Source organism: Streptomyces sp. DI166 (assembly GCF_900091315.1).
Lineage (GTDB): Bacteria > Actinomycetota > Actinomycetes > Streptomycetales > Streptomycetaceae > Streptomyces > Streptomyces fuscus.
This window is the reverse complement of the sequence record NZ_FLSP01000009.1, coordinates 59070-84090: the sequence shown is the minus strand read 5'-3', so window position 1 is coordinate 84090 and position 25021 is coordinate 59070. Positions and strand designations below refer to the sequence as shown.

25 protein-coding genes, 3 pseudogenes and 1 riboswitch are annotated in these 25021 nt (G+C 72.0%); of the genes and pseudogenes, 14 read left to right on the top strand and 14 right to left on the bottom strand.

The window, feature by feature from the left end:
* Positions 1-51 precede the first annotated feature (51 nt).
* Genes bioD through bioB form a run of 3 tightly spaced genes read right to left on the bottom strand, consistent with a single transcriptional unit; the run spans position 52 to position 3266 of the window.
* A complete protein-coding gene (gene bioD / locus GA0115233_RS07085; protein ID WP_093719228.1) occupies positions 52-774 on the bottom strand; it encodes a dethiobiotin synthase in 723 nt (240 codons plus the stop codon).
* Between the two features lies 1 nt (position 775).
* Positions 776-2056, bottom strand: coding sequence for an adenosylmethionine--8-amino-7-oxononanoate transaminase (locus GA0115233_RS07080; RefSeq protein ID WP_093719227.1), 1281 nt, complete (start codon positions 2054-2056; stop codon positions 776-778).
* Positions 2049-3266: a biotin synthase BioB gene (gene bioB, locus GA0115233_RS07075; protein WP_093719226.1), complete on the bottom strand. Its 1218-nt coding sequence runs from the start codon at positions 3264-3266 to the stop codon at positions 2049-2051. The genes GA0115233_RS07080 and bioB overlap by 8 nt, the downstream gene beginning before the upstream one ends.
* Before the next feature lie 147 nt (positions 3267-3413).
* On the opposite strand from bioB, the gene GA0115233_RS07070 reads away from it, so the two are divergent.
* Positions 3414-4541, top strand: coding sequence for an 8-amino-7-oxononanoate synthase (locus tag GA0115233_RS07070; RefSeq protein WP_093719225.1), 1128 nt, complete (start codon positions 3414-3416; stop codon positions 4539-4541).
* An 82-nt stretch (positions 4542-4623) separates the two neighbouring features.
* Here the strand turns inward: GA0115233_RS07070 and GA0115233_RS07065 are convergent, their stop codons facing one another.
* On the bottom strand, positions 4624-4851 hold the full coding sequence (locus GA0115233_RS07065; RefSeq protein WP_093719224.1) for a DUF397 domain-containing protein: 228 nt from the start codon (positions 4849-4851) through the stop codon (positions 4624-4626).
* A 9-nt stretch (positions 4852-4860) separates the two neighbouring features.
* Positions 4861-5727 carry a helix-turn-helix domain-containing protein gene (locus GA0115233_RS07060; protein ID WP_093719223.1) on the bottom strand — a complete coding sequence of 289 codons (867 nt, stop codon included), beginning with the start codon at positions 5725-5727 and terminating at the stop codon, positions 4861-4863.
* A 212-nt stretch (positions 5728-5939) separates the two neighbouring features.
* Here GA0115233_RS07060 and GA0115233_RS07055 point away from each other — a divergent pair, with 212 nt between their 5' ends.
* Positions 5940-6398 carry an ATP-binding protein gene (locus GA0115233_RS07055; protein WP_093719222.1) on the top strand — a complete coding sequence of 153 codons (459 nt, stop codon included), beginning with the start codon at positions 5940-5942 and terminating at the stop codon, positions 6396-6398.
* Between the two features lie 87 nt (positions 6399-6485).
* On the opposite strand, the gene GA0115233_RS07050 is transcribed toward GA0115233_RS07055, so the two are convergent.
* The 3 genes and pseudogenes from GA0115233_RS07050 to GA0115233_RS07040 form a co-directional block, all read right to left on the bottom strand.
* Positions 6486-6959 (bottom strand): C40 family peptidase, encoded by a 474-nt coding sequence (locus tag GA0115233_RS07050; RefSeq protein WP_093719221.1) that lies wholly within the window; start codon positions 6957-6959, stop codon positions 6486-6488.
* A gap of 3 nt (positions 6960-6962) precedes the next feature.
* Positions 6963-7171, bottom strand: a riboswitch (cyclic di-AMP (ydaO/yuaA leader).
* Between the two features lie 338 nt (positions 7172-7509).
* On the bottom strand, positions 7510-7764 hold the full coding sequence (locus GA0115233_RS07045) for a hypothetical protein (RefSeq protein ID WP_255310075.1): 255 nt from the start codon (positions 7762-7764) through the stop codon (positions 7510-7512).
* Positions 7765-7822: 58 nt separating this feature from the next.
* Positions 7823-8158, bottom strand: a pseudogene (locus GA0115233_RS07040) (ATP-dependent Clp protease proteolytic subunit); the annotation flags it as partial.
* Positions 8159-8265: 107 nt separating this feature from the next.
* Here GA0115233_RS07040 and GA0115233_RS07035 point away from each other — a divergent pair.
* From GA0115233_RS07035 to GA0115233_RS40915, 8 genes and pseudogenes are all read left to right on the top strand, one after another.
* Complete coding sequence (locus GA0115233_RS07035) at positions 8266-8559, top strand: type II toxin-antitoxin system Phd/YefM family antitoxin (RefSeq protein ID WP_093719219.1); 294 nt, start codon at positions 8266-8268, stop codon at positions 8557-8559.
* Between the two features lie 109 nt (positions 8560-8668).
* Positions 8669-8971: an urease subunit gamma gene (locus GA0115233_RS07030; protein ID WP_093719218.1), complete on the top strand. Its 303-nt coding sequence runs from the start codon at positions 8669-8671 to the stop codon at positions 8969-8971.
* Between the two features lie 13 nt (positions 8972-8984).
* Positions 8985-9296: an urease subunit beta gene (locus GA0115233_RS07025; RefSeq protein WP_093719217.1), complete on the top strand. Its 312-nt coding sequence runs from the start codon at positions 8985-8987 to the stop codon at positions 9294-9296.
* Positions 9289-11010 carry an urease subunit alpha gene (locus GA0115233_RS07020; protein WP_093719216.1) on the top strand — a complete coding sequence of 574 codons (1722 nt, stop codon included), beginning with the start codon at positions 9289-9291 and terminating at the stop codon, positions 11008-11010. The genes GA0115233_RS07025 and GA0115233_RS07020 overlap by 8 nt, the downstream gene beginning before the upstream one ends.
* A pseudogene (locus tag GA0115233_RS07015) lies at positions 11010-11683 on the top strand (urease accessory protein UreF). The gene GA0115233_RS07020 and the pseudogene GA0115233_RS07015 overlap by 1 nt, the downstream one beginning before the upstream one ends.
* Before the next feature lie 151 nt (positions 11684-11834).
* Entirely contained in the window at positions 11835-12518 is a 684-nt protein-coding gene (gene ureG / locus GA0115233_RS07010) for an urease accessory protein UreG (protein ID WP_093719215.1), read from the top strand.
* Positions 12500-13271, top strand: a pseudogene (locus GA0115233_RS07005) (urease accessory protein UreD). The gene ureG and the pseudogene GA0115233_RS07005 overlap by 19 nt, the downstream one beginning before the upstream one ends.
* Positions 13268-13435 carry a hypothetical protein gene (locus GA0115233_RS40915; protein ID WP_176711661.1) on the top strand — a complete coding sequence of 56 codons (168 nt, stop codon included), beginning with the start codon at positions 13268-13270 and terminating at the stop codon, positions 13433-13435. Before GA0115233_RS07005 ends, GA0115233_RS40915 begins: the two are co-directional and overlap by 4 nt.
* 9 nt (positions 13436-13444) lie before the next feature.
* On the opposite strand, the gene GA0115233_RS07000 is transcribed toward GA0115233_RS40915, so the two are convergent.
* The 6 genes from GA0115233_RS07000 to GA0115233_RS06975 all read right to left on the bottom strand — a co-directional run bounded on the left by GA0115233_RS07000 (position 13445) and on the right by GA0115233_RS06975 (position 20852).
* Positions 13445-14170, bottom strand: a complete 726-nt coding sequence (locus tag GA0115233_RS07000; protein WP_093719214.1) for a lysophospholipid acyltransferase family protein — start codon at positions 14168-14170, stop codon at positions 13445-13447.
* A 138-nt stretch (positions 14171-14308) separates the two neighbouring features.
* Entirely contained in the window at positions 14309-15538 is a 1230-nt protein-coding gene (locus GA0115233_RS06995; RefSeq protein ID WP_093719213.1) for a PP2C family protein-serine/threonine phosphatase, read from the bottom strand.
* Between the two features lie 68 nt (positions 15539-15606).
* Positions 15607-18054 carry a SpoIIE family protein phosphatase gene (locus GA0115233_RS06990; RefSeq protein WP_093719212.1) on the bottom strand — a complete coding sequence of 816 codons (2448 nt, stop codon included), beginning with the start codon at positions 18052-18054 and terminating at the stop codon, positions 15607-15609.
* 146 nt (positions 18055-18200) lie between these two features.
* The gene (gene rocD / locus GA0115233_RS06985; protein ID WP_093719211.1) at positions 18201-19418 is read right to left on the bottom strand and encodes an ornithine--oxo-acid transaminase; all 1218 of its coding nucleotides are present in this window, start codon (positions 19416-19418) and stop codon (positions 18201-18203) included.
* Positions 19415-20227: a dimethylargininase gene (gene ddaH / locus GA0115233_RS06980; protein WP_093719210.1), complete on the bottom strand. Its 813-nt coding sequence runs from the start codon at positions 20225-20227 to the stop codon at positions 19415-19417. Before ddaH ends, rocD begins: the two co-directional genes overlap by 4 nt.
* A gap of 121 nt (positions 20228-20348) precedes the next feature.
* Positions 20349-20852: an Lrp/AsnC family transcriptional regulator gene (locus GA0115233_RS06975; RefSeq protein WP_093719209.1), complete on the bottom strand. Its 504-nt coding sequence runs from the start codon at positions 20850-20852 to the stop codon at positions 20349-20351.
* A 78-nt stretch (positions 20853-20930) separates the two neighbouring features.
* Between GA0115233_RS06975 and GA0115233_RS06970 the strand changes: the two genes are divergently transcribed.
* From GA0115233_RS06970 to GA0115233_RS06955, 4 genes are read left to right on the top strand one after another with little or no spacing between them, the layout of a single operon-like run.
* The gene (locus tag GA0115233_RS06970) at positions 20931-21683 is read left to right on the top strand and encodes a LytR/AlgR family response regulator transcription factor (RefSeq protein WP_093719208.1); all 753 of its coding nucleotides are present in this window, start codon (positions 20931-20933) and stop codon (positions 21681-21683) included.
* Position 21684: 1 nt separating this feature from the next.
* On the top strand, positions 21685-22053 hold the full coding sequence (locus GA0115233_RS06965) for a hypothetical protein (protein ID WP_093719207.1): 369 nt from the start codon (positions 21685-21687) through the stop codon (positions 22051-22053).
* A gap of 6 nt (positions 22054-22059) precedes the next feature.
* Positions 22060-23769, top strand: coding sequence for a sodium/solute symporter (locus tag GA0115233_RS06960; protein WP_093719206.1), 1710 nt, complete (start codon positions 22060-22062; stop codon positions 23767-23769).
* Between the two features lie 37 nt (positions 23770-23806).
* Entirely contained in the window at positions 23807-25021 is a 1215-nt protein-coding gene (locus GA0115233_RS06955) for a sensor histidine kinase (protein ID WP_093719205.1), read from the top strand.

Here is a 25021-nt window from a genome sequence, read left to right as displayed (position 1 = left end):
CCCCGATTGTCCCCCGGACTCCCGCCGCGCACCCCCGCTGTAGGCCGTCCGCTACGGACGTACGCCGGCCCGCTCCCGGAACGCCGCCGCGTCCCAGCGCCCGCCCAGCTCCGCCGCCAGCCAAGTCGGCGCCGCGGCCCGGAAGTCGGCCGGCGCCAGGGCCCCCGCCCCCTCGGGCAGCGCGCCCAGCAGCGGTGCCCCGGACACCTCCGGCAGGTCCGCCACATTGCACCGCGACGCCAGGTCCGGCTGCCCGGGCCAGCTGCCGATCACCACGCCCAGCAGCTCCAGGCGCCGGGAGCGCAGTTCACGGGCCGTCAACTCCGTGGAGTTCAGGGTGCCGAGACCGGCCGGCGCCACCACCAGGACCGGCGCCGCCAGCAGTTCCGCCGCGTCCGCCAGCGTGCCGCCCTTGTCGTCGAAGCGGACCAGCAGCCCGCCCGCCCCTTCCACCAGCACCAGATCGTGCTCGGTGGCCAGCTTCGCGGCGGCCTCGGCGATCCGGTCCGGGGTCACCGGCGGCAGCCCGGACCGGCGCGCGGCCGTGCCCGGCGCCAACGGCTCCGGGTAGCGGGCGAGTTCGGCAGCCGTGGCGGCGCCCGCCAGGCGCACACACTCCTCGGCGTCCCCGCGCTCGTTGGGCCGTACGCCCGTCTGGGCCGCCTTCAGGACGGCCACCGTGCGGCCCGCGCCCAGCGCCGTCGCGGCGATCGCGGCCGTGGTGACCGTCTTGCCGATCTCAGTGCCGGTGCCCGTGATCACCAGAACCGCCATCTCAGCCCTCCCGCGCCGCCGCACATACGGCGTTCGCGATCCGTGCCAGGTCCGCGTTGCCCGTGACGTACGGCGGCATCGTGTAGATCAGATCGCGGAACGGCCGCAGCCACACACCTTCGCGCACCGCCGCCCCGGTGGCCGCCTTCATGTCCACCGAGTGGTCGAGCTGGACGACACCGATGGCGCCGAGCACCCGTACCTCCCGCACGCCCGGCAGCTTTGCCGCCGGGGCCAGGCCCTCGCGCAGTCCCGCCTCGATCCGCTTGACCTCGGCGAGCCAGTCCTGGCCGAGCAGCAGCTCGATCGACGCGCACGCCACCGCAGCGGCCAGCGGATTGCCCATGAACGTCGGCCCGTGCGCCAGCACCGGCACCTCGCCCCGCGAGATCCCGTCGGCCACGCGCGAGGTGCACAAGGTGGCGGCGAGCGTCAGGTAACCGCCGGTCAGGGCCTTGCCGAGGCACATCACATCCGGCGTCACGGCGGCGTGCTCCGCGGCGAACAGCGCGCCCGTCCGCCCGAAACCGGTCGCGATCTCGTCGAAGACCAGCAGCACGTCGTGCGCGTCGCACGCCTCGCGCAGCACCCGCAGATACGCGGGGGAGTGGAACCGCATCCCGCCCGCGCCCTGCACCACCGGCTCCACGATCACCGCGGCCAGCTCGTCGGCGTGCCGTTCGATCAGCGAGCGCAGATGGTCGGCGTAGGACTCCTCGTACTCCACCGGGGGTGGGTCCGCGAACACCTGGCGCTGGAGCACCCCGGTCCACAGCTCGTGCATCCCGCCCTGCGGATCGCACACCGACATCGGCTGCCAGGTGTCCCCGTGGTAGCCGCCCCGCCAGGTCAGCAGCCGCTGCTTGCCGGGCCGCCCCAGCGAGCGCCAGTACTGCAGGCACATCTTCACCGCGACCTCGACCGACACGGAGCCCGAGTCGGCGAGGAACACATGCTCCAGACCGTCGGGCGACATGTCGACAAGGTGCTTCGCCAGGCGTACGGCGGGCTCGTGGGTGAGCCCGCCGAACATCACATGGCTCATCCGGCCGAGCTGCTCGCGCGCGGCCTCGTTGAGCACCGGGTGGTTGTAGCCGTGGATGGCCGACCACCACGACGACATGCCGTCGACCAGCTCGCCCGAGCCGTCCGCCAGCCGCAGCCGCACCCCGCTCGCCGACTCCACGACCAGCGGCTCCTGACGGCCCGGCATCGGACCGTAGGGATGCCACACATGCCGCCGGTCGAGGTCCAGCAGCTCGGGGACGCTCAGCTCAGGCATTGGGCGCGAGGTCCGTACCGGCGCCCCGGCGGCGGACCGAGACCAGATCGGTGCGCACCTGACCGGGGTCGGCCTGCGAGGACTGCGAGGACTGCGGGACCTGCGCGGGCTGCTCGCCGGAGGAGGAGGCGGGGGCGGGCGCGGAACCGCAGACACCACCGCCCTCGGAGCCGCAGGCGCTCTCCCCGCCGCAGCCGCCACCGGCCGCCCGGTGCTCCGGCAGCGTCACCTCGTCGGCGCCCTCCACCTCGAACCCGGCGTCGGCGATCATCTCCAGGTCGGCCTTGCCCGCCTGGCCCTCACTGGTGAGGTAGTCACCGAGGAAGATCGAGTTCGCCAGGTGCAGCGCGAGCGGCTGCATCGTGCGCAGATGGACCTCGCGCCCGCCCGCGATGCGCACCTCCACGTCGGGGCAGACGAACCGCACCATCGCCAGGATCCGCAGACAGCGCTGCGGGGTCAGGTGCCACTCCTTGGCCAGCGGCGTGCCCTCGAACGGGATCAGGAAGTTGACCGGCACCGAGTCCGGGTCCAGCTCGCGCAGCGAGTAGACGACGTCGACCAGGTCCTCGTCGCTCTCGCCCATGCCCGCGATCAGACCGGAGCAGGCGGACAGACCGGCGGCGTGCGCCTTCTGCACGGTGTCCACGCGGTCGGCGTAGGTGTGGGTGGTGGTGATGTCGCCGTAGGTGGCCTCGGAGGTGTTGAGGTTGTGGTTGTAGGCGTCCGCCCCGGCCTCGCGCAGCCGTTCGGCCTGCCCGTCGGAGAGCAGACCCAGGCAGGCGCACACCTCGACGCCCTCGTTCTGGTCCTTGATCGCCTTGATGGTGTCCGAGACCCGGTCCACGTCACGGTCGGTCGGACCGCGCCCGCTCGCCACCAGGCAGACCCGCTTGGCGCCGCCCGCGAGCCCCGCGGCGGCCGCCTTGGACGCCTCGTCGGGCTTGAGCCAGGTGTACTTCAGGATCCCGGCGGTCGAACCGAGCCGCTGGGAGCAGTAGGAGCAGTCCTCGGGGCACAAGCCGGACTTGAGGTTGACCAGGTAGTTCAGTTTCACCCGACGGCCGAACCAGTGCCGGCGCACCTTGCCGGCCGCGGCCACCACATCGAGCAGGTCGTCGTCGGAGGTCGCGAGGACGGCCAGGGCTTCCTCGCGGGTCGGCAGCTCGCGCCGCAGCCCCTTTTCCACCAGCGTGTTCAGCAGGTCCATGAGAGCTGATCCTGTCCTACGGAGTGGTTCCTGGCCAAGGAGAGTTCGTACAACTCGGGCGCTTGGAGGTGTGGGTATTGCCACACCCTGGGTGACCGGTCGTACCGCTAGTGTCTGTGCGCTGCCTACAAAAACCCCGGAGGACCCATGGCGTTCGGCTGGATCGACGAGCAGGCGGAGTCGCGCCGGCGCGCCGGGCTCGTCCGGACGCTGCGCCCCCGCCCGGCCGACTCGCCGCTGCTGGACCTCGCGAGCAACGACTACCTGGGCCTCGCCCACCATCCCGAGGTCGCCGAGGGCGCGGCCCGGGCGGCGCGGACCTGGGGCGGCGGCGCCACCGGCTCCCGGCTGGTGACCGGTACGACGGAACTCCACGGGGAGCTGGAGCGCGAGCTGGCGGACTTCTGCGGCTTCGAGGCGGCGCTGGTCTTCTCCTCCGGCTACGCGGCCAACCTCGCCGCGGTCACCGCGCTCGGGCCGCACGGCTCGCTGATCGTCTCCGACGCGGGCAACCACGCCTCGCTCATCGACGGGTGCCGGCTGGCCCGCGGGACGACCCAGGTCGTCGCGCACGTCGAGCCGGACGCGGTGCGCAAGGCGCTCCAGACGCACGACGGACCGGCGATCGCGGTGTCCGACACCGTCTTCTCAGTGGACGGCGACGCGGCCCCGCTGGCCGGTCTGGCCGAGGCGTGCCGGGAGTACGGCGCGGGACTGGTCGTCGACGACGCCCACGGGCTGGGAGTGCTGGGCGACGGCGGCCGGGGCGCCCCGTACGCGGCGGGGCTCGCGGGCGCGGACGACGTCGTCGTCACGGTGACGCTGTCGAAGTCGCTGGGCAGTCAGGGCGGGGCCGTGCTGGGCCCGGCCCGGGTGATCGACCATCTGGTCAACGCGGCCCGGACGTTCATCTTCGACACGGGCCTGGCGCCCGCCGCGACCGGTGCCGCCCTGGCGGCCCTGCGGCTGTTGCGACGGGAGCCGGAGCGGGCGGCACGGGCACGCGCGGTGGCCGGTGAACTGCACGCCCGCCTGACGGCCGCGGGTCATCAGGCGGTACGTCCGGACGCCGCGGTCGTCTCGGTGCGCGCGCCCTCCCCGGAGGAGGCCGTGCGCTGGGCGGCGGACTGCCGGGCGGCGGGCCTGGCCGTCGGCTGTTTCCGTCCTCCTTCCGTGCCCGACGGCATCTCACGTCTGCGACTGACCGCCCGTGCGGATCTCACGGACGGACAGATCGCACGCGCTGTTCGGATCATCGGCGAGACACGACCATGAGTCGGCGTGACACGGCCCTGCCACCGCGGCTGCGGAACTGATCGAAATTGATTGGGAGTTGATCGCGAGCTGATCGAGGTGCTCAGGCCTTGATCGTGGCTGTGAAGTCCGCCCAGCTCTCGGGGGAGAAGAGCAGCGCGGGTCCGGCCGGAGCCTTGGAGTCGCGTACGGCGAGCAGCCCGGCCCAGGGTCCGGTCAGCGGCCGAGCGGTCTCCACGCAGTTGTTCGCGCCCGTGCTGTAGCTGCTGCGCAGCCAGTGCACGGCTGGTAGATCGGTACTGGAAGGTACGTGCCGAGGCAGTGCAGACATGGTGCCTCCTTACGCGCCGTCAGCTATCCCGGCGATGTAATCCAACGATTCCTCGGGCGAAAGGGCGTGGATCTGAAGCGTGGTGAATGCCTCCGTGTACGCCTGGAGGTCTTCTTTCCGCTCCAGGTAGAGGCTACTCGTCAAGTGGTCGAGAACAACCACATCCAGATCAGAGGTGCGCGAAAATGAGAAGACTACGAAAGGCCCGGTGATACCGATGTGCGCCCCGGCAGTGAACGGCAGTACCTGCAAACGCACTTGAGGCAGCCGCCCCGCCTCCACCAGCCGCCACAACTGCCGCGCCATCACCCCGGGCCCGCCGATCCGCCGGCGCAGGACCGCCTCGTCCAGCACCGCGCTGAGCTCCAGCGGGGGCCGGCCGCGCAGCACGTCCTGCCTGGCCAGCCGCACCTCCACCAGCGCGTCCAGCCGTTCGTCCGCCTCGTCCAGGCCGCCCACCGCGGCCCGGGTCACCGCCCGCGCGTACTCCGGTGTCTGCAACAGCCCCGGCACCACCGAGGTCTCCAGGGTGCGCATCGCGGTGGCCTGGGACTCCAGACTGATGAAGTCCCGGTAGGTCGGCGGCAGCACCCCGCGGTACGCGTGCCACCAGTGGTGCCGTCCGGCACCGTCGTCGGACCCCGCCAACACCAGGAGCAACTCGCGTAGTTGCTCGTCCCGCACGCCATAGGCGTCGAGGAGTAACCGCACATCGGCCGGTTTCACCCCGCTGGCGCCGGTCTCGATCCGGCTCACCTTCGACTGGTGCCAGCCCACCAGACGTGCCGCCTCACCGCTGGTGAGACCCGCACCGGTGCGCAACGCACGCAGTTCGGCGCCCAGCTTTCGGCGGCGTACCGCGGGACCGTGCTGCATGCGCTCCTCCTTACTCCAACCGGGCCGCCCAAATACGGTCTCGCGTAGCAGAGTTCACCGCTTTGAGCGACAGATATATGCATATCTTGGTGGATCGCCACCGTGACCGGCGAGGTAATGGCAGTCTGGCGACGAAGCACCAGTCCGGGACCGTACTCGAACCATCCGCTCCGTGTCGGACTGCGGTCCCGTGGGAAAGGGACGACGTCGCCATGGCAGACCATCTGGAAGCATCCGTCACTCTGCCGAGCGATCCCGCCTCGGTCTCCGCGGCCCGCGGCTATGTGGTGAGCACCCTGGTGGAGTGGGGGCTGCCGGCCGAGACGGACGCGGCCGACACCATCCGGCTCATCGTCTCCGAACTGGCGACCAACGCCGTCCAGCACACCCTGGGCCAGTCACCCACCTTCACGGTGGACATCGAGTTGCACCATGACGAGCAGTTGCGCATCGGGGTGACCGACAGTCATCCGCGGTTCCCCAGACGCCTGCCCGCCGCCGTCCAGCAGGACAACGGCCGCGGACTGGTGATCATCCGCTGGCTCACCGCCGAGTGCGGCGGCCGGCTCAGAGTCCGGCCGACCCGCGAGGGCGGCAAGACGGTCTCCATCGAACTGCCCTGGACGGTCCCGGCCCGCCCGGTCACCGCGGCGGGGCAGCAGGAGCCCTGAAACTCCGTCCGCTCCCCGGAAAAGCCCCTTGAACAGCCCTCAGGGCGACGGCGCGTCAGGGCGCCGCCGCCCTTGAGAACCGCCCGGTCAGCTCACCCGGCCGTACCAGACGCTCTTGGTCCAGATCTTCTGCAGCCGCACCACGTCACCGGTCTTGGGGGCGTGCCAGATCTTGCCCTTCCCGGCGTAGATGCCGACGTGGTAGACGTTCGACCCCGAGTGGAAGAACACCAGGTCACCCGCCTTGCGGTTGCCGGCGGAGATGTGCTTCGTCTTGTTGTACTGCTGGGCCGCCGTACGAGGCAGCTTCTTGCCCGCCTTCTTGTACGAGTACAGCGTGAGCCCGGAGCAGTCGAAGCGGTGCGGCCCCACGGCACCCCACTTGTAGGGGGAGCCCTTCTTCGACGCCGCGACCTTCAGTGCCTTCGACCCCGGAGTGGCGGCGGCCGCCTCCGAGGCGAGGCCGGGAGCCACGATCGAGCCGCCGACGGCGGCGAGGGTGAGAGCCGAGGCCGTGCCGGCCCGGACCATCAGCGACGGGACACGATTGAGCGCAGTCATGCGCAACCCTTCGTCAGCCGCCTGTGAAGGATGACCTGTCGGATTCGGGCTGGCGAAGTTGCCCGGCCGCGGAAAGCGGCTTCACCCCAAGGGCTGCTCGGCGCGGAGAGACTCCGTACCGGCGACCCGTCGTGCTTGGGTCCTCCACTCCTGCCGATCCACTCCTGTCGACCGGTCATCCGGGCGGCGGCAGGACTCGGCGTCCGCCCGGACCGCCCCGCCGCTGTGGCGGGGGCTTGTCGTCAGACAGGGATCTTGGCTCACCGATGTCCGAAAATCCCAATGGAACCGGAGATTTGTGGTGTTACTCACCACTCACCCGTTCGGGTGGACACTGCTCCGTTCGAACTACCGTCCAGGCGTCGGGGGATGCCCGGACCAGGGACGGAACGCCTCTTTCGGTTCCGGCGCTACGCGCGTTGCGCAACCCCGGCGGGCCGGAAAAAGGACACGCGGCTACGCCAACAGTGGGTACGTCGTTTGGTCCGTTTCAACTCAGGCCCGGACGACTCGACATGGAGAAGTGCCGCCCGCACCGCTCTCACGTGCGTCAACTGTCCGAGCGCGGAGGAACCGTGACGCGAGCCGTGCGGCGCTCCCCGTCCAGCACACGCAGCGCACGCGCCAGCGTGGGGGCATGCAGCTCGGTCTCGCCGCGCTGATGCATGAGCGCCAGCGCGTCACGCAGTTCGGTCGCGCGGGACACGAGTGCCTGGGCGGCCCGCAGCCCGCCGTAGGTGTCGTTGCGGCGCGCGGGGTTGATGCGCCCGAGCAGATCGACCACGTCGAGGTAACGGTCGATCAACTCGGCCTAGGCGCGCGTCAGCGCGGGCAGCGGGGGAAGGTCCGGCAGCATCCGCGGCTCACCCTTCACCGGCTGCGGTGCTCTTGCGGCTCGGAATGATCCGGTCCACCAGGCCGTACTCCAGGGCCTCCCGCGCGTCGAGCACCTTCTCCCGCTCGATGTCGGCGCCGATCTGTTCCCGGCTGCGTCCGGTGTGCCGGGCGAGCATCTCCTCCAGGCGGGCCCGAATCCGCGTCAGCTCCTCGGCCTGGATCGCCAGATCGCTCGCCTGCCCCTCCACCGGCTCCGGCACCACCGGCTGGCTCAGCGTCACCCGCGCGTCCGGCAGCGCGGACCGCTTGCCCGGGGTCCCCGCCGCGAGCAGCACCGCCGCGGTCGGCCCGGCGCGGCCCAGCACAACTCGGGCAGGACATGGCGGGCGGTCGGCCGGGTCATGAGCGTGCCTCCCTCGTCGGGTGCCTGTAAAAAATGTACAGGACGTACATGACGTAACGTAGAGCCATGGCCTACGAGATCCCGGTGACGCAAGCCAGGGCTGAGCTCGCCGACCTCATCAACCGCGTGGTGTACGGCGGGGAGCGCGTCGTCGTGACCCGGCACGGGAAGCCTCTCGTCGCCCTTGTCTCCGCGGCCGACCTGGAGCGCCTCGACGCCCTGGAGGCAGCCTCCGAGGAGCCGGTCATCAGCGCGGTCTCCAAGGTCGCCGAGGCCGCCTCGGCGCCCCGTGAGCCGCAGCGCTTCGGCATCGCCGCCGAGCACCGCGGGCCGGGCGCGACCGGATCACAGCTCGGTTAACGTGCCCGAAACCCGCCCCAACTAGCCTCCCCCCACGCCACCTGGGACTTTGCCGGTGGCCGCGGCAACCGGGCCCCGCACGGCCCGGAGCGAGACGGTGAGGTGGGACGTGCAACTGACCCCGCACGAACAAGAGCGGCTGCTCATCCATGTGGCGGCCGACGTCGCAGAGAAGCGCCGGGCCCGCGGCTTGAAGCTCAACCACCCCGAGGCGGTCGCCCTCATCACCTCGCACATCCTCGAAGGCGCCCGCGACGGCCGTACGGTCGCCGAGCTGATGGCGTCCGGACGCAAGCTGCTCACCCGGGACGACGTCATGGAGGGCGTCCCGGAGATGATCCACGACGTTCAGGTCGAGGCGACCTTCCCCGACGGCACCAAGCTCGTCACCGTCCACGAGCCGATCGTCTGAGGAGGCGGCAGCGATGATTCCCGGAGAGATCCTCTTCGCGGACGGTCCGATCGTGTACAACGAGGGCCGCGAGGTCACCCGGCTGACCGTCCTCAACGCCGCCGACCGCCCCGTCCAGGTCGGCTCCCACTACCACTTCGCCGAGGCCAACCCCGGTCTGGACTTCGACCGCGCCGCCGCCCGCGGCAAGCGCCTCAACATCGCCGCCGGGACCGCCGTGCGCTTCGAGCCCGGCATCCCCGTCGACGTCGAACTCGTCCCGCTGGCCGGCGCCCGCGTGGTGCCCGGACTGCGCGGGGAGACCGGAGGTGCCCTCGATGCCTGAGATCTCGCGTGCCGCCTACGCCGACCTGTTCGGCCCGACCACCGGCGACCGCATCCGGCTCGCCGACACCGACCTGCTGGTGGAGATCGAGGAGGACCGCTCCGGCGGGCCCTCGCTCGCCGGGGACGAGGCCGTGTTCGGCGGCGGCAAGGTCATCCGCGAGTCCATGGGCCAGTCGCGTGCTACGCGCGCAGACGGCACCCCGGACACCGTCATCACCGGCGCCGTGGTGATCGACCACTGGGGGATCGTCAAGGCCGACATCGGCATCCGCGACGGCCGGATCACCGGCATCGGCAAGGCCGGCAACCCCGACACCATGGACGGGGTCCACCCCGACCTGGTGCTCGGCCCCGAGACCGAGGTGCTCGCGGGCAACGGAAAGATCGTCACCGCCGGGGCCATCGACGCGCACGTCCACTTCATCTGCCCGCAGATCGCCGACGAGGCGCTGGCCTCCGGCATCACCACCCTGATCGGCGGCGGCACCGGGCCCGCCGAGGGCTCCAAGGCGACCACCGTGACGCCCGGCCCCTGGCACCTGGCGCGGATGCTTGAGGCGATGGAGGCCTACCCGCTCAACATCGGCTTCCTCGGCAAGGGCAACACCGTCTCGCACGAGGCGATGCTCTCCCAGATCCGCGGCGGCGCGATGGGCCTGAAGCTGCACGAGGACTGGGGCTCCACCCCGGCCGTCATCGACGCCTCGCTCACCGTCGCCGACCGCACCGGCATCCAGATCGCCATCCACACCGACACCCTGAACGAGGCCGGGTTCGTCCAGGACACCCTCGCCGCCATCGGCGGCCGGGGCATCCACGCGTACCACACCGAGGGTGCGGGCGGCGGGCACGCGCCGGACATCATGACCGTGGTCTCCGAGCCGCACGTCCTGCCCAGTTCCACCAACCCCACGCGGCCGTTCACCGTCAACACCGCCGAGGAACACCTCGACATGCTGATGGTGTGCCACCACCTCAACCCGGCGGTCCCGGAGGACCTCGCCTTCGCCGAGTCCCGGATCAGGCCCTCCACCATCGGCGCCGAGGACATCCTGCACGACCTGGGCGCGATCTCGATCATCTCCTCCGACTCGCAGGCCATGGGCCGCGTCGGCGAGGTGGTGCTGCGCACCTGGCAGACCGCGCATGTGATGAAGCGGCGGCGGGGCGCGCTGCCGGGCGACGGGCGCGCGGACAATCTGCGGGTACGGCGCTACGTCGCCAAGTACACGATCAACCCGGCCCTCGCCCAGGGCATCGCCGGGGAGGTCGGGTCCGTGGAGACCGGGAAGCTCGCCGACCTGGTGCTGTGGGACCCGGCGTTCTTCGGCGTCAAGCCCCAGCTCGTGCTCAAGGGCGGTCAGATCGCCTACGCGCAGATGGGCGACGCCAACGCCTCCATCCCGACGCCGCAGCCGATCCTGCCGCGGCCGATGTTCGGGGCGATCGGGCGCGGGCCCGCCGCCAACTCGGTCAACTTCGTGGCCCCGTTGGCGATCGAGGACGGGCTGCCCGAGCGACTCGGGCTCGGCAAGCCGTTCGTCGCGATCGACTCGACGCGGGCGGTGACCAAGGCCGACATGCGGGAGAACGACGCCCGGCCGCGGGTCGAGGTGGACCCCGACAGTTTCGCCGTGCGCATCGACGGGGAGCTGGTCGAGGCCACGCCCGCCGCCGAACTGCCCATGGCCCAGCGCTACTTCCTCTTCTGATGTCCAGGGCAGCGCTTCTCGTCCTGGCCGACGGCCGCCTTCCCGCCGGGGGGCACGCGCACTCCGGTGGGGCCGAGGAGGCGGTCAAGGCGGGGCGGGTGACCGGGGCGGAGAGCCTGGAGGCCTTCTGCCGGGGGCGGTTGCACACCGCCGGGCGGGTGGCGGCTTCGCTGGCCGCGGCGGCGGTCCTCGGCGTGGACCCGGTCGCGCTGGACGGCGCCGCCGACGCCCGGACGCCGTCGCCCGCGCTGCGGGTCGCTTCGCGGAAGTTGGGGCGGCAGTTGCTGCGCGCGGCCCGTGCCACGTGGCCGAGCGGTGAACTCGACGCGCTCGGGGTGCGGTTCCCCAAGGGGGCGCATCAGCCGGTGGTGCTGGGGTTGACGGCGAGGGCTGCTGGGCTGGGGCCTGCTGACGCCGCGTACTGCGCGGTGTACGAGAGCGTGAGTGGGCCTGCGTCCGCGACGGTGCGGTTGTTGAGTCTGGATCCCTTTGACGCGACGGGGGTGTTGGCGCGGTTGGGGTCCGAGATGGATCTGGTGGTGGATGCGGCGGTGGAGGCGGCTCGCGAGGCTCTTGTCGCGGGTGTTGACGCCCTGCCCGCGTCTTCGGCGCCGCTGTTGGAGATCGGGGCGGAGGTGCATGCGGGGTGGGGGTTCGGTTGTTCGCGTCGTGAGGGACTGGGTTTTTCGCCCCCGCCGCCCCTTCCCATTCCCGTCCCTGGGGGCTTTGCCCCCAGACCCCCGCTGTCGGCCCTGAACGGGCCTCGTCCTCAAACGCCGGACGGGCTGGAGAGAGAGTCCCGTCAGTTCAATAGGGAGCCGTTCATGCATCTTGGTCATCCTCACCACGACACACCCGCCGTCAGTGCCGACGCCCGGCGGCCCGATGGGGCGCGGCGGGCCTTGCGTATTGGGCTTGGTGGGCCCGTTGGGTCCGGGAAGACGGCCACCGTGGCCGCGTTGTGCCGGGCGTTGCGCGACGAGTTCTTGCTGGCCGTCGTGACCAATGACATCTACACCCGCGAGGACGCCGAGTTCCTGCTCCGGGAGGCCGTGCTGCCGCCCGAGCGGATCACCGCCGTCGAAACGGGCGCCTGTCCGCACACCGCCATCCGGGACGACATCTCCGCCAACCTCGAAGCCGTCGAGGACCTGGAGGACGAGGTCGGACCGCTCCATCTGGTCCTGGTGGAGTCCGGTGGCGACAACCTGACCGCCACCTTCTCCAAGGGGCTCGTGGACGCGCAGATCTTCGTGATCGACGTCGCGGGCGGCGACGACATCCCGCGCAAGGGCGGGCCCGGTGTCACCACCGCCGATCTGCTGGTCGTCAACAAGACCGACCTCGCGCCCCACGTCGGCTCCGACCTCGCCCGGATGGCCGCCGACGCCAAGGCGCAGCGCGCCGAACTGCCGGTTGTCTTCCAGTCGTTGCGCGAGGAGAACGGCGTCCGGGAGGTCGCCGAGTGGGTGCGCGGGCAGCTCGCCGCGTGGGCGGCGGGACGGTGACCGGCGTCGCCGCCACCGCCCGGATCGGCGCCCGCGGCGACGGCAGGGGCGGTACGGCGCTGCCCGTGCTGGAGGGGGAGGGCCCGCTCGCGCCCCGGCGCACCCGGGGGAGGCGGCGGCGCGGCCCGGGTTCTGCTCGTCGGCGCGATGAGCGGGCCTCTCGGCGGTGACCGGTTCGCCGTCGAGGCCGACGTGGCGGACGGCGCCCGGCTGCACATCGGCTCCGCCGCCGCGACCCTCGCCCTCCCGGGCCAGTCCAAGGGCGCGGCCCACTACGACGTCCGCCTCACCGTCGCCGACGGCGGTGAACTGCACTGGCTGCCCGAGCAGTTGATCTCCGCCGCGGGCAGCGAGCTGTATGTCACCACCCGCGTCGAGCTCGGTGCCACGGCCCGCCTGGTCCTGCGCGAGGAGCAGGTGCTCGGCCGCGCCGCGGAGGAACCGGGCCGCCTCACCAGCCGCCTGACCCTCCGTATCGCCGACCGCACCGTCCTCGACCAGGAGCTGGCCTGCGGCCTGGGTGCTCCGGGTGGCTGGGACGGCCCCGCAGGGCTCGCGGGACATCGGGCCGTGGGCCAACTCCTCATCGTCCGACCGGAGTTCGGGACGAGCCCGGTGACCCCTCAAGTCCTTGGCGAAGGCGCCGCCCTCATGCCCCTGCCCGGCCCGGCGGCCCTCGTCACCGTCGTGGCGGCGGATGCCCGAGTGTTGCGTCGGGTCCTGGACCGGGCCCTGGAGTCGTTTTCCGGGTGAGGCTTGTGGGGGCCGGCGCCCGGGACGCGGTGGGTGGGTCGGGCGGTCCGGTGTTCCGGCTTGCCGCACCGTCCGGCCCCGCGGCCCTCGTCACCGCCGTGGCGCCGGACGCCCGAGTGCTGCGTCGGCTCCTGGACCGGGCCCTGGAGTCGCTCTCCGGGTGAGAAACCGGGTCAGCCCAGCGGCATCCTGGGGAAGCGGCGGGACTTCTGGTCGCCCGCCGCGGCTTCCTCGGCCTTGACGACGGCCGCGTACTGGTCGACGTACTCCTGCTCGGAGAGGGTGAGGATGGCGTACATGATCTCGTCGGTGACGGCGCGCAGGACGGCCTTCTCGTTCTCCATGCCGGCGTAGCGGGAGAAGTCCAGGGGCTTGCCGAAACGGATCACCACGGGGTGGATGTTGGGGATGACCTTGCCCGGCGGCTGGGCCTCGAAGGTGCCGATCATCGCGCAGGGGATCACCGGCACGCCCGCCTTGAGCGCCATCACGGCGACGCCGACCTTGCCCTTGTACAGGCGGCCGTCGTGCGAGCGGGTGCCCTCCGGGTAGATGCCCAGCAGTTCGTTCTTGCGCAGGACGCCGAGGCCCTCGCGGATCGCGGCCTTGCCTGCTTCCTTGCCCGAGCGGTCGACCGGGATCTGGCCCACGCTGCGGAAGAAGAACGCCGTCAGCCGCCCCTTGAGGCCGGGGCCGGTGAAGTACTCGGCCTTCGCCAGGAAGGTGATCCGGCGCTTGAGGATCGCCGGCATCAGGAAGTGGTCCGAGAAGGACAGGTGGTTGCCCGCCACGATCGCCGCCCCGGAGGCGGGGACATTCTCCAGTCCCTCGATGCGGGGGCGGAACACCAGCCTCAACAGAGGTCCCAGCAACACGTACTTGAGCAGGTAGTAGAACAAGGAGGAGCTCCTCTACTTGCAGGTCAACCGGCGTGTTGTGGGGCTGTCAGTGTAGGCACAGGCGACGGCACCCGTAACCGCCGCTGCAGCGACTGGCGTGGACCTTTCCAGCGATCTTGACACCTGCCTCACGCCCCGTCAGAGACGCACCACCACAAGGGCCGTGTCATCGGTGGCCCCGCCGGGCGGCAGCAGGTCCAGCAGAACCGCGTCCGCGAGGCTCTCGGGGTCGTCCTGGCGGTGCGCGACAAGGGACTTGGCGAGCCGGGCCAGACCGGAGTCGATGTCCTCGTGCCTGCGTTCGACCAGGCCATCGGTGTAGAGCACGAGCGTGGCGCCCTTGGAGTAGGACGTCTGCGCCTGCGGCCGGCGCAGCGGTTCGGGGCGGGCGTCGAGCGGCGGATCGGTGGCGCGGTCGAGGAACTCCACCCGCCCGTCCGGGTGGAGGAGCGCGGGCGGCGGATGTCCGGCGCTGCTGTAGGCGATGGTGCGCCGGTCGAGATCGACGAATGTGGTGACCGCGGTGGCCGATTCCGCACCCTCCACCACATGCGCGTACCGGCCCAGCACATCGAGCGCCTCGGCGGGACCCTCGGCGACCCGGGACGCGGCGCTGAGCGCGCTGCGCAGCTGGCCCATCACCCCGGCCGCCGGCAGCCCGTGCCCGACCACGTCCCCGACGGAGACCCCGATACGGTGGCCGCCGACCAGGTCGACCAGGTCGTACCAGTCCCCGCACACGTTCAGCGCGCCCACCGCGGGCCGGTAGCGCACCGCCACGGCCCGATGGCGGACCTGGGGGCGGGCGGGCAGCATCGACTCCTGGAGCGCGAGCGCGACCTCGCGTTCGCGGGCGTGCGCCTGGCGGAGCCGGTCGTTGAGCTCCTGCAGCTCGCGCGCCCGCGTGTACAGCTCCGCCTCCAGCACCCGCGGCCGGCCACCGCTCGGGCCGCCGCGCGCCCGGATCAGCTCGGTCACGTCCTCGACCCGGTGCACCAGCAACTGGACCGTGCCGTCCGGGCCGAGGACGGGGGCGTTGACCGGGCTCCAGTACCGCTCCTCCCAGTGCCCCGGCCGCTCGGTCGACTCCACGTCGTAGCGCTGGAGGGCCATCACGTCCCGTTCACCGGTGGCCGCCACCCGCTGCAGGGACGCCGCGAGGTTGCGCATGCCGGTGGCGGTGGGGTCGTTGGGGTTGTCGGGGAAGGCCTCGAAGAGGTACCGGCCGACCAGGTCCTCGCGGCTGCGCCCGGTCATGTGCAGGAACTCCTCGTTGACGTCCGCGTAGATCAGCTCGGGCGTCAGCACCGCCACCATGCCGGGCAGGGCCTGGAAGACCGCCGCGTAGTCCATCGCCGTGTCGTTCATGGCTGCCCGCCTTACCACCTGGTTCACCCCAGTTTTTCATGTTCCGCGGCATATGTGCTGCCGGTGGATCACTCCACGGGATCCGCGAGGGACTGCTCGGCCCAGATCACCTTGCCCTCGGGGGCGAACCGGGTCCCCCAGCGCTGGGTGAACTGGGAGACCAGCAGCAGGCCCCGCCCGCCCTCGTCGGTGGCGCGCGGATGGCGCAGGTGCGGCGCGGAGGCGCCGCCGTCGAGGACCTCGCAGATCAGTGAGCGTTCCTTGATCAGCCGCAGCCGGATCGGCCCGGTCGCGTACCGGATGGCGTTGGTGACCAGCTCGCTGACGACCAGCTCGGTGGTGAAGGCCAGTGGCTCCAGACCCCACTCGGCGAGCTGGCGGCCGGCGCTCTTGCGGGCGTCGGCGACGACGGCGGGGTCGCTGGGCAGGTCCCAGTCCGCGACCTGGTCGTCGCCCAGCAGCCGGGTGCGCGCCATCAGCAGCACCACGTCGTCGTGCGGCCGGACGGGCACCAGCGCGTCCACCACGGCCCGGGAGCGCAGGGCGAGGGTGGGCGCGGTGCGTTCCAGGGCCGGCACCAGCCGGTCGGGGTCCGCGTCCGTGGCCCAGTGGTCGCCGCGCGCGAGCAGCCCGTCGGTGTACATGGCGAGGGTGCTGCCCTCGGCCAGCGCCATCTCGACCGACTCGAAGGGCGGACCGCCCACCCCGAGCGGCGGGCCCTGCGGCAGGTCGACGAAGGTCACCTCGCCGTCCGGCAGCACCACGGCGGGGGAGGGATTGCCCGCGGTGGCCATGGTGCACTGCCCGTCCACCGGGTCGTACACCGCGTACAGGCAGCCCGCGCCCACGCCCCGCATACTGTCGGCGCCCTCGATGTCCGGCAGCACGCCCTCGTCCCGCGCGGAGCGCCCCACCAGGTCGTCGAGGTGGGCCAGCACCTCCTCGGGCCGCAGATCCAGGGCGGCGAGGGTCCGTACGGCCGTACGCAGGCGGCCCATGGCGGCGGCGGCCGTCGTGCCGTGCCCCGGGACCTCGCCCACGACCAGCGCCACCCGCGCCCCGGACAGCGGCACCACGTCGTACCAGTCGCCGCCGAGGCCGGTCAGCTCGTCGGCGGGCCGGTAGCAGGCGGCGACCTCCACGGCGTCCTGCTCGGGCAGCCGGTGCGGCAGCAGGCTGCGCTGCAGGAGCAGGGCGGCGTCCCGTTCGCGGGTGTAGCGGCGGGCGTTGTCGATGCAGACCGCGGCCCGCGAGACCAGGTCCTCGGCGAGCCGCAGATCGTCCTCGTCGAACGGCTCCTTGCGACGGCGCCTGAGGAACGTGGTGATGCCCAGGGTGACGCCCCGCGCCCGGACCGGCACGATCATCACACTGTGCAGCCCCAGCTCCCGGAACGTGGCCTCGCGGCCCAGCACATCCGCGGCCCACTCCCGGGCCAGCGGATCGAGGTGCTCGGCACGCCAGGAGTCGCCGCTGGTCAGACAGCGGATCGGCGGCGAACCGGACAGATAGGTGGCGGCGTCGCCTATGCCGACCGCCTCGTCCTCGTTGTCCGAGCGGTACCCGGAGCGGCGCAGCTTCACCGGCCCGGTGTCGCTCAGCGGGCCGGGCTGGGGCTCCCCGCCGCTGAGCACCGAGTCCAGCAGGTCCACCCAGACCAGGTCGGCGAAGCCCGGCACGGCCACGTCCGCCAGCTCCTGCGCGGTGTGGGCCACGTCCAGGGTGCGCCCGATGTGCCGGCCCGCCCGGTCCAGCAGGGCCAGCCGTCGCCGGGCCTGGTGCCGCTCGCTGACGTCGACGACCGTGTAGTACACGCCCATCGCCCGGCCCTGGTCGTCGTCCAGCCGGGTGAACGACATCATGTGCGCCGTCTCCCGGTGCGGCGCCGAGCGGATGCTGCCCAGGTGCTCGTAACCGACGATCGGCTCGCCGGTCTCCAGCACCCGCCGCATCTGCGTCTCCAGCGCCGCCGCGTCCAGTCCCGGCTGGATGTCCGCGAGCCGCCGCCCCAGCCGCTGGTAGGGCGGTCCGCCGCCGAACTCCTCCAGCGCCGCGTTGGACCACACGAACCGCAGATCGGTGTCGACGATCGCGATACCGACCGGCGACCCGGCCAGCATCTGCTCCAGTACGGTCCGGCTCATGTTCCAGCCGGGCGCCCGGCCCATCTCCGACAGCAGTGCCAGCCAGCGCGCCGGACCGTCCTTCTCCTGAGCCGCCACCACCCGCGTCATCACCCGCACCGGGGCGCCGTCGGAGCGCCGGGCGGTCAGCAGCCCCACCCAGCCGTTGTCCCGGCGGCACCGCTCGGCCAGCTCCGGCAGGCGGGCCGCGTCCTCGGGCACGAGCAGCCCGGTCACCGGACGGCCCACCACCTCGGACGGGCCGTAGTCCAGGAGCCGCTGCGCCCCGCTGGTCCAGCAGGTCACCAGCCCCTGGTCGTCGACCAGCACGGGCACGGCATCGGCCACGTCGAACCGATGCCGTGCTGTGGCGTGCTCCTCCTGTGTGCCCACGGCCGACCTCTCCGTCGCTGAGAGTCGCTGAGAGTGGTCTACGTCAGTGGTGTACCACCTCTGATCCCAGTGTTCACCCTCGCAGTAGGACGGTCGGTCGGCCACCCGCGGGCACGCGTGACGCCGGGCTGGTCCGAACAGAAGACCTAGGCCAGCACCTTCTCCAGCGAGGCCAGTGCTCCCGTCAGCTCGTCGGCCGTGATGGTCAGCGGCGGCGCCAGCCGGATCGTGGAGCCGTGGGTGTCCTTGACGAGGATGCCCTCCCGCATCAGCCGCTCGCTGATCTCCCGGCCGGTGCCGACGGCGGGGTCGATGTCGACGCCCGCCCACAGGCCGCGCGCCCGGAAGCCGACGACGCCCTTGCCGACCAGGTCGGTCAGCCCGCCCCGCAGCACCACGCCCAGTTCGGCCGCCCGGCGCTGGAACTCGCCGGTCTCCAGCAGCTCCACCACGGCCGTGCCGACGGCGGCGGCCAGCGGGTTGCCGCCGAACGTGGAGCCGTGCTCGCCCGGACGCAGGACCCCGAGCACCTCGCGCCGGGCCACCACCGCGGACACCGGCACGATGCCGCCGCCCAGCGCCTTGCCGAGCAGCACCATGTCGGGCACGACCGACTCGTGCTCGACGGCGAGGGTCCGGCCGGTGCGGCCGAGGCCCGACTGGATCTCGTCGGCGACGAACAGGCAGCCCTTGCGGCGGGTCAGCTCCCGTACCCCGGCCAGGTAGCCGTCGTCCGGGATGACCACGCCCGCCTCGCCCTGGATGGGCTCGATGAGCACCGCCGCCGTGGTGTCGTCGACGGCCTCCTCCAGCGCGGCCAGGTCGTTGTACGGGACGATCCGGAAGCCCGGGGTGAAGGGGCCGAAGCCGCTGCGGGCGGTCTCGTCCGTGGAGAAGCTGACGATGGTCGTCGTACGGCCGTGGAAGTTGTCCGCGGCGACGACGATGGTCGCCCGGTCGGCGGGGACGCCCTTGACCTCGTAGGCCCACTTGCGGGCCACCTTGATGGCGCTCTCCACGGCCTCGGCGCCGGTGTTCATGGGCAGCACCATGTCCAGGCCGGTCAGGGCGGCCAGGCGCTCGGCGAACTCGGCGAGCCGGTCGTTGTGGAAGGCCCGAGAGGTCAGGGTGAGCACGTCGAGCTGACGGTGGGCGGCCTCGATCAGGCCCGGGTGGCGGTGGCCGAAGTTGAGTGCCGAGTAGCCCGCCAGCATGTCCAGGTAGCGGCGGCCCTCGACGTCCTCCACCCAGGTGCCCTCGGCGCGCGCGACGACGACGGGCAGCGGGTGGTAGTTGTGCGCGAGGACGGGCTCCTCCGCGCGGATCAGCTCGGCGGACGAACGGGTGTGCGCGGGTGCGGTCATGACCGGATCTCCTGGGTGCAGCACTTGATGCCGCCGCCTGCCTTGAGCAGCTCGGACAGGTCGACGGGGACGGGAAGGTAGCCACGCTCGGACAGCTGCTCGGCGAGGGCGGTCGCGCCGGGCGCGATGAAGACGTGCAGGCCGTCGGAGACGGAGTTCAGGCCGAAGGCCATCGCGTCCTCGCGGGTCGCGATCACCGCGTCCGGGTACAGGCGCCCCAGCACCTCGCGGCTGCCCGGCGAGAACGCCTCCGGGTAGTAGGCGATGTTCTCCTCGTCCAGCACGAACAGCGCGGTGTCGAGGTGGTAGAAGAGCGGGTCCACCAGCGTCAGACCGATCACCGGCACACCGAAGTGCTCCTGCACCTCGCGATGCGCCTCGCGGGTGGTGCGGAAACCGGTACCGGCCAGGATCCAGCGGCCCGCCGGGACCAGGTCGCCCTCTCCCTCGCACACCGACTCGGGGCGGTAGACGTCGAACCCGGCCGCCTTGAACCAGGTCTCGTAGTGCGTGGACTCGGGGCGTCGCTCCGGTGCGTGGAAGAGCGAGCCGAAGACCTTGCCCTCCATGGTGACCGCGCAGTTCGCGGCGAACACCATGTCGGGCAGGCCGGGAACGGGCTCCACGGTCTCGACGGTGTGGCCGCAGGCGCGGTAGGTGGCGATCAGCTTGTGCCACTGCTCCACGGCCAGCTCGGTGTCGACCCGGGCCTCGGGATGCATCCAGGGGTTGATCGCGTACTGCACGGCGAAGTGTCTGGGTTCGCAGACGAGGTAGCGCCGCCGGCGCGGCACACGGGACTCGGGCACAGAGGGGTTCCTCCGCTTCCTGGGGTGGGACTGGGTTGACACCAAGGTAGGAAGTGACGGAGAAGCCCGACAAGGAACGAACACTGCGTGTTCACGCAGGAATGCTGCATAGTTTGCCAGCTCAGCGCAGTTCTGCTGCGTCGTCGGGGGCGGCGTGGCTGGCGCCCGCCTCCGGACTCTCCGGAATGAGGTGGGAGAGCACCATCACGCTGATCGTCTTGCGGATGAAAGGCTCCGCACGGATGCGTTCCAGCACCTCCTCGAAGTGCTCCACGTCCCGCGCCCGCACATGCAGCAGCGCGTCCGCGCCGCCCGTCACCGTCATCGCCGCGGTGATCTCCGGGTGGTTGCGGACCACCTCCGCCAGCCGCCGGGGCGGCGCCGCGCCCTCGCAGTACACCTCGACGTACGCCTCCGTGCGCCAGCCCAGCGCCAACGGCTTCACGGTGGCCGTGAACCCGGTGATCACACCGGTCTCCCGCAGCCGGTCCACCCGCCGCTTGACCGCCGTCGCGGAGAGCCCGATCGTTGCGCCGATCTCGGCGAAACTCGTCCTGGCGTTCGCCATCAGGGCGGTGATGATCTTCCGGTCGAGCTCGTCGAACGCGGTGGTCCTGCTGTTCATGGCGGCACCCTACCCAGCGGAAACGGCCTCGGTCCGGCCCGTGTGCAGGCGTACGAATTACTCCTACACTCCACGTTCATGCTGCGTGCCCTGGCTGTCGACGACGAACGCCCCTCGCTGGAGGAACTGCTGTACCTCCTGAACGCCGATCCCCGCATCGGCAGCGCGGAGGGCGCCCGCGACGCGACCGAGGCGCTGCGCCGGATCAACCGGGCGCTGGAGTCGGGGCCCTCGGGACCGGACTCGATCGACGTCGTCTTCCTGGACATCAACATGCCCGGCCTCGACGGACTGGACCTGGCCCGGCTGCTGTCCGGGTTCGCCACACCGCCGCTGGTCGTGTTCGTCACCGCCCACGAGGACTTCGCCGTCCAGGCGTTCGACCTCAAGGCCGTCGACTACGTCCTCAAGCCGGTCCGCAAGGAACGCCTGGCGGAAGCCGTCCGCCGCGCCGCCGAACGCATCGGCAGCACCGGTCCGCGGATCCCCGTGAGCGAGCCCGACCCCGACCACATCCCCGTCGAACTCGGCGGCGTGACCCGTTTCGTGCCCGTCGAGGACATCACCCATGTCGAGGCGCAGGGCGACTACGCCCGGCTGCACACCGACCGGGGCAGCCACCTGATCCGCATCCCGCTGTCCACCCTGGAGGAGCGCTGGCGCTCCCGCGGCTTCGTCCGCATCCACCGCCGCCACCTGGTCGCCCTGCGCCACATCGGCGAACTCCGCCTGGACGCGGGCACGGTGAGCGTGCTCGTCGGCTCCGAGGAACTCCAGGTCAGCCGACGGCACGCCCGCGAACTGCGGGAACTGCTGATGAGGAGGCCCTGACGTGCCCGGCCAGGACCCCGCGGAGCGCCGCGTCGTCGTCACCGGGCCGCCCCGGCGCACCCGGCCCGCCTCCGGCTACTACCGCCCGCGCACCGAGATCGACGAGCAGACCACCCTCGGCCACACCTACGTCCGCTCCCTGATGCGCTCCCAACTGCGCGCCGGACTCGCCGTGGTGGCCGTCCTCGGCCTGCTCATCGGCCCCCTGCCCCTGCTGTTCGCCACCATCCCCGACTCCGAGCGCCTGGAGTGGGCCGTCCTCGGCTTCGGCCTGTACGCCCCCCTCGTGCTGCTCGCCCGCTGGTACGTACGGCGCGCCGAACGCAACGAACGCGACTTCGTCCGCCTCGTCGAGGACCAGGACCGCTGAACCACCGTGAACGAGAACTTCGCCGTCCCCGCCGTCGCCCTGGTCGTCCTCGCGACCGTCTTCGTCGGCGCCTTCGGACTGCGCATCTCCCGCACCACCTCCGACTTCTACGTCGCCTCCCGCACCGTCGGCCCCCGTCTGAACGCCGCCGCCATCAGCGGCGAGTACCTCTCCGCCGCCTCCTTCCTCGGCATCGCCGGACTCGTCCTCGTCCAGGGCCCCGACATGCTCTGGTACCCGGTCGGCTACACCGCCGGATACCTCGTCCTGCTCCTGTTCGTCGCCGCCCCGCTGCGCCGCTCCGGCGCCTACACCCTCCCCGACTTCGCCGAGGCCCGGCTCGCCTCCCAGGCGGTACGACGGCTCGCCGGGGCCTTCGTCGTCGGCGTCGGCTGGCTCTACCTGCTGCCCCAGCTCCAGGGCGCCGGACTCACCCTGACCGTGCTCACCGGCGCCCCCGACTCGCTCGGCGCGGTCATCGTGGCGGTCGTGGTCGTCGCCATCGTCGCGGCGGGCGGCATGCGCAGCATCACCTTCGTACAGGCCTTCCAGTACTGGCTGAAGCTGACGGCCCTGCTGGTGCCCGCGCTGTTCCTGATCCTCGCCTGGCAGGGGGACGGCGCGCCCCACCACGCCTTCGACGAGCCCGCCAGCTTCCGCGAACAGCGCACCGTGCGCGTCGACGACAGCCTGGACCTGCGTCTGGAACGGCCGCTCACCGTCACCGTGAGCGGCACCGTCGACGGCCACGAGCACGACGGGCGGCGCGTCGAACTCCCCGCCGGTACGCACCGGATCGACGCGGGCACCCGGCTGACCTTCGACGCGGGTGCCGCCGTCCCCGAACCGGCCCGCGGCACCGACGGCAGCCTCTCCCCGTCCCAGGCCGAGAGCCGGGGCGAGCGCCCGCTGTACGCCACGTACGGGCTGATCCTCGCGACCTTCCTCGGCACCATGGGCCTGCCCCACGTCGTGGTCCGCTTCTACACCAGCCCGCACGGAGTCGCCGCCCGCCGCACCACCGTCGCGGTCCTGGGCCTGATCGGCGCCTTCTACCTGCTGCCCCCGGTCTACGGCGCCCTCGGCCGCCTCTACTCGCCCGAACTGACCCTCACCGGCGACGCGGACGCCGCCGTCCTGCTGCTGCCCGAGCGCATGATCGGCGGCCTCGGCGGCGACCTGCTCGGCGCGCTGATCGCGGGCGGCGCCTTCGCCGCGTTCCTGTCCACCGCCTCCGGACTCACCATGGCCGTCGCGGGCGTCCTCACCCAGGACGTGCTGCCCTCGCGCGGCGTACGGCACTTCCGGCTCGGCACCGTCATCGCCATGGCCGTGCCGCTCGCCGCGAGCGTCCTGGTGGGCGGACTGCCGGTGGCCGACGCGGTCGGGCTGGCCTTCGCGGTGTCCGCGTCCTCCTTCTGCCCGCTGCTCGTGCTCGGCATCTGGTGGCGCCGGCTCACCCCGCCCGGCGCCGCCGCCGGAATGCTGGTGGGCGGCGGCTCCGCCCTGCTCGCCGTGGCCGCGACCATGTCCGGCTACTTCGGCACCGGCGCCCTGCACGCCCTCCTGGCCTGGCCCGCCCTCTGGTCGGTGCCGCTGGGCTTCCTCACCATGATCCTGGTCTCCCTGGCGACCCCCTCCCGGGTCCCCCCGGGCACCCATGGCATCCTGGCCCGCTTCCACCTGCCCGAGGAACTGGCGGAGGTGAAGGCGTGAGAGCACTGTCCGCCGAACATGCCGGGGAGGTGCGGGCATGAGCGACTTCATCGCCGGACTCTGCGTGGCGATCCTGCCCCTGCTCGCCGCCGGGTTCTGGCTCGGACGGCGCACCGCGCGCCCCGAGAGCCAGGGCGGACTCGGCACCCCCGTCGAACACGCCACCTTCGAGACCCTGCACACCGCCTCCCTCGCCGCGCCCCCGCTGCGGGCCGGACTCACCGAGGAGACCGCCCGCAAATCGGCCCGCCGGCTGCGCTCCCTGCTCGGCACCGACGCCCTCTGCCTCACCGACGAGAAACAGGTGCTGGCCTGGGACGGCGTCGGCGCCCACCACCGCGCCGAGATCATGGAACGCCTCTCCGGGCCCCTGGAGTCCGGCCGCGGCGAGGCGTTCCCGCTGACCTGCGACACCCCCGACTGCCCGCTGCGCTGGGCGGTCGTCGCCCCGCTCACCGTCGACGACCGCGTCCACGGCGCCCTCGTCGCCGCCGCGCCCCGCGAGTCCGCCGTCCTGGTCCGGGCCGCCGGAGAGGTCGCTCGCTGGGTCTCCGTCCAACTGGAGCTGGCGGACCTCGACCAGTCCCGCACCCGCCTCATCGAGGCCGAGATCAAGGCACTGCGCGCCCAGATCTCCCCGCACTTCATCTTCAACTCGCTCGCGGTGATCGCCAGTTTCGTGCGCACCGACCCCGAGCGGGCCCGCGAACTGCTCCTGGAATTCGCCGACTTCACCCGCTACTCGTTCCGCAGACACGGCGACTTCACCACGCTCGCCGAGGAACTCCACGCCATCGACCACTACTTGGCACTGGTGCGGGCCCGCTTCGGCGACCGGCTCTCCGTCACCCTCCAGATCGCCCCCGAGGTGCTGCCGGTAGCCCTGCCCTTCCTCTGCCTCCAGCCCCTGGTGGAGAACGCCGTCAAGCACGGCCTGGAGGGCCGGGCGGCCTCCACCGGCAAGTGCAGGATCGGCATCACCGCGCAGGACGCCGGAGCCGAGGCCCTGGTCGTCATCGAGGACGACGGCGCCGGAATGGACCCCGACCTGCTGCGCCGCATCCTCGCCGGCGAGGTCAGCCCGTCCGGCGGCATCGGGCTGTCCAATGTCGACGACCGGCTCCGCCAGGTCTACGGGGACGACTACGGCCTCGTCATCGAGACCGCGGTGGGGGCGGGAATGAAAGTGACCGCCCGGCTGCCCAAGTACCAGCCGGGCGTCCACTCCGCGGGCCGGGTGACCGGCTCCTGA

Excerpts from the sequence above, each read along its gene's own strand:
- bioD (WP_093719228.1), bottom strand. The coding sequence starts at position 774 with ATGGCGGTTCTGGTGATCACGGGCACCGGCACTGAGATCGGCAAGACG.
- GA0115233_RS07080 (WP_093719227.1), bottom strand. The coding sequence starts at position 2,056 with ATGCCTGAGCTGAGCGTCCCCGAGCTGCTGGACCTCGACCGGCGGCAT.
- bioB (WP_093719226.1), bottom strand. The coding sequence starts at position 3,266 with ATGGACCTGCTGAACACGCTGGTGGAAAAGGGGCTGCGGCGCGAGCTG.
- GA0115233_RS07070 (WP_093719225.1), top strand. The coding sequence starts at position 3,414 with ATGGCGTTCGGCTGGATCGACGAGCAGGCGGAGTCGCGCCGGCGCGCC.
- GA0115233_RS07065 (WP_093719224.1), bottom strand. The coding sequence starts at position 4,851 with ATGTCTGCACTGCCTCGGCACGTACCTTCCAGTACCGATCTACCAGCC.
- GA0115233_RS07060 (WP_093719223.1), bottom strand. The coding sequence starts at position 5,727 with ATGCAGCACGGTCCCGCGGTACGCCGCCGAAAGCTGGGCGCCGAACTG.
- GA0115233_RS07055 (WP_093719222.1), top strand. The coding sequence starts at position 5,940 with ATGGCAGACCATCTGGAAGCATCCGTCACTCTGCCGAGCGATCCCGCC.
- GA0115233_RS07050 (WP_093719221.1), bottom strand. The coding sequence starts at position 6,959 with ATGACTGCGCTCAATCGTGTCCCGTCGCTGATGGTCCGGGCCGGCACG.
- GA0115233_RS07035 (WP_093719219.1), top strand. The coding sequence starts at position 8,266 with ATGGCCTACGAGATCCCGGTGACGCAAGCCAGGGCTGAGCTCGCCGAC.
- GA0115233_RS07025 (WP_093719217.1), top strand. The coding sequence starts at position 8,985 with ATGATTCCCGGAGAGATCCTCTTCGCGGACGGTCCGATCGTGTACAAC.
- GA0115233_RS07020 (WP_093719216.1), top strand. The coding sequence starts at position 9,289 with ATGCCTGAGATCTCGCGTGCCGCCTACGCCGACCTGTTCGGCCCGACC.
- ureG (WP_093719215.1), top strand. The coding sequence starts at position 11,835 with ATGCATCTTGGTCATCCTCACCACGACACACCCGCCGTCAGTGCCGAC.
- GA0115233_RS06995 (WP_093719213.1), bottom strand. The coding sequence starts at position 15,538 with ATGAACGACACGGCGATGGACTACGCGGCGGTCTTCCAGGCCCTGCCC.
- rocD (WP_093719211.1), bottom strand. The coding sequence starts at position 19,418 with ATGACCGCACCCGCGCACACCCGTTCGTCCGCCGAGCTGATCCGCGCG.
- GA0115233_RS06975 (WP_093719209.1), bottom strand. The coding sequence starts at position 20,852 with ATGAACAGCAGGACCACCGCGTTCGACGAGCTCGACCGGAAGATCATC.
- GA0115233_RS06970 (WP_093719208.1), top strand. The coding sequence starts at position 20,931 with ATGCTGCGTGCCCTGGCTGTCGACGACGAACGCCCCTCGCTGGAGGAA.
- GA0115233_RS06955 (WP_093719205.1), top strand. The coding sequence starts at position 23,807 with ATGAGCGACTTCATCGCCGGACTCTGCGTGGCGATCCTGCCCCTGCTC.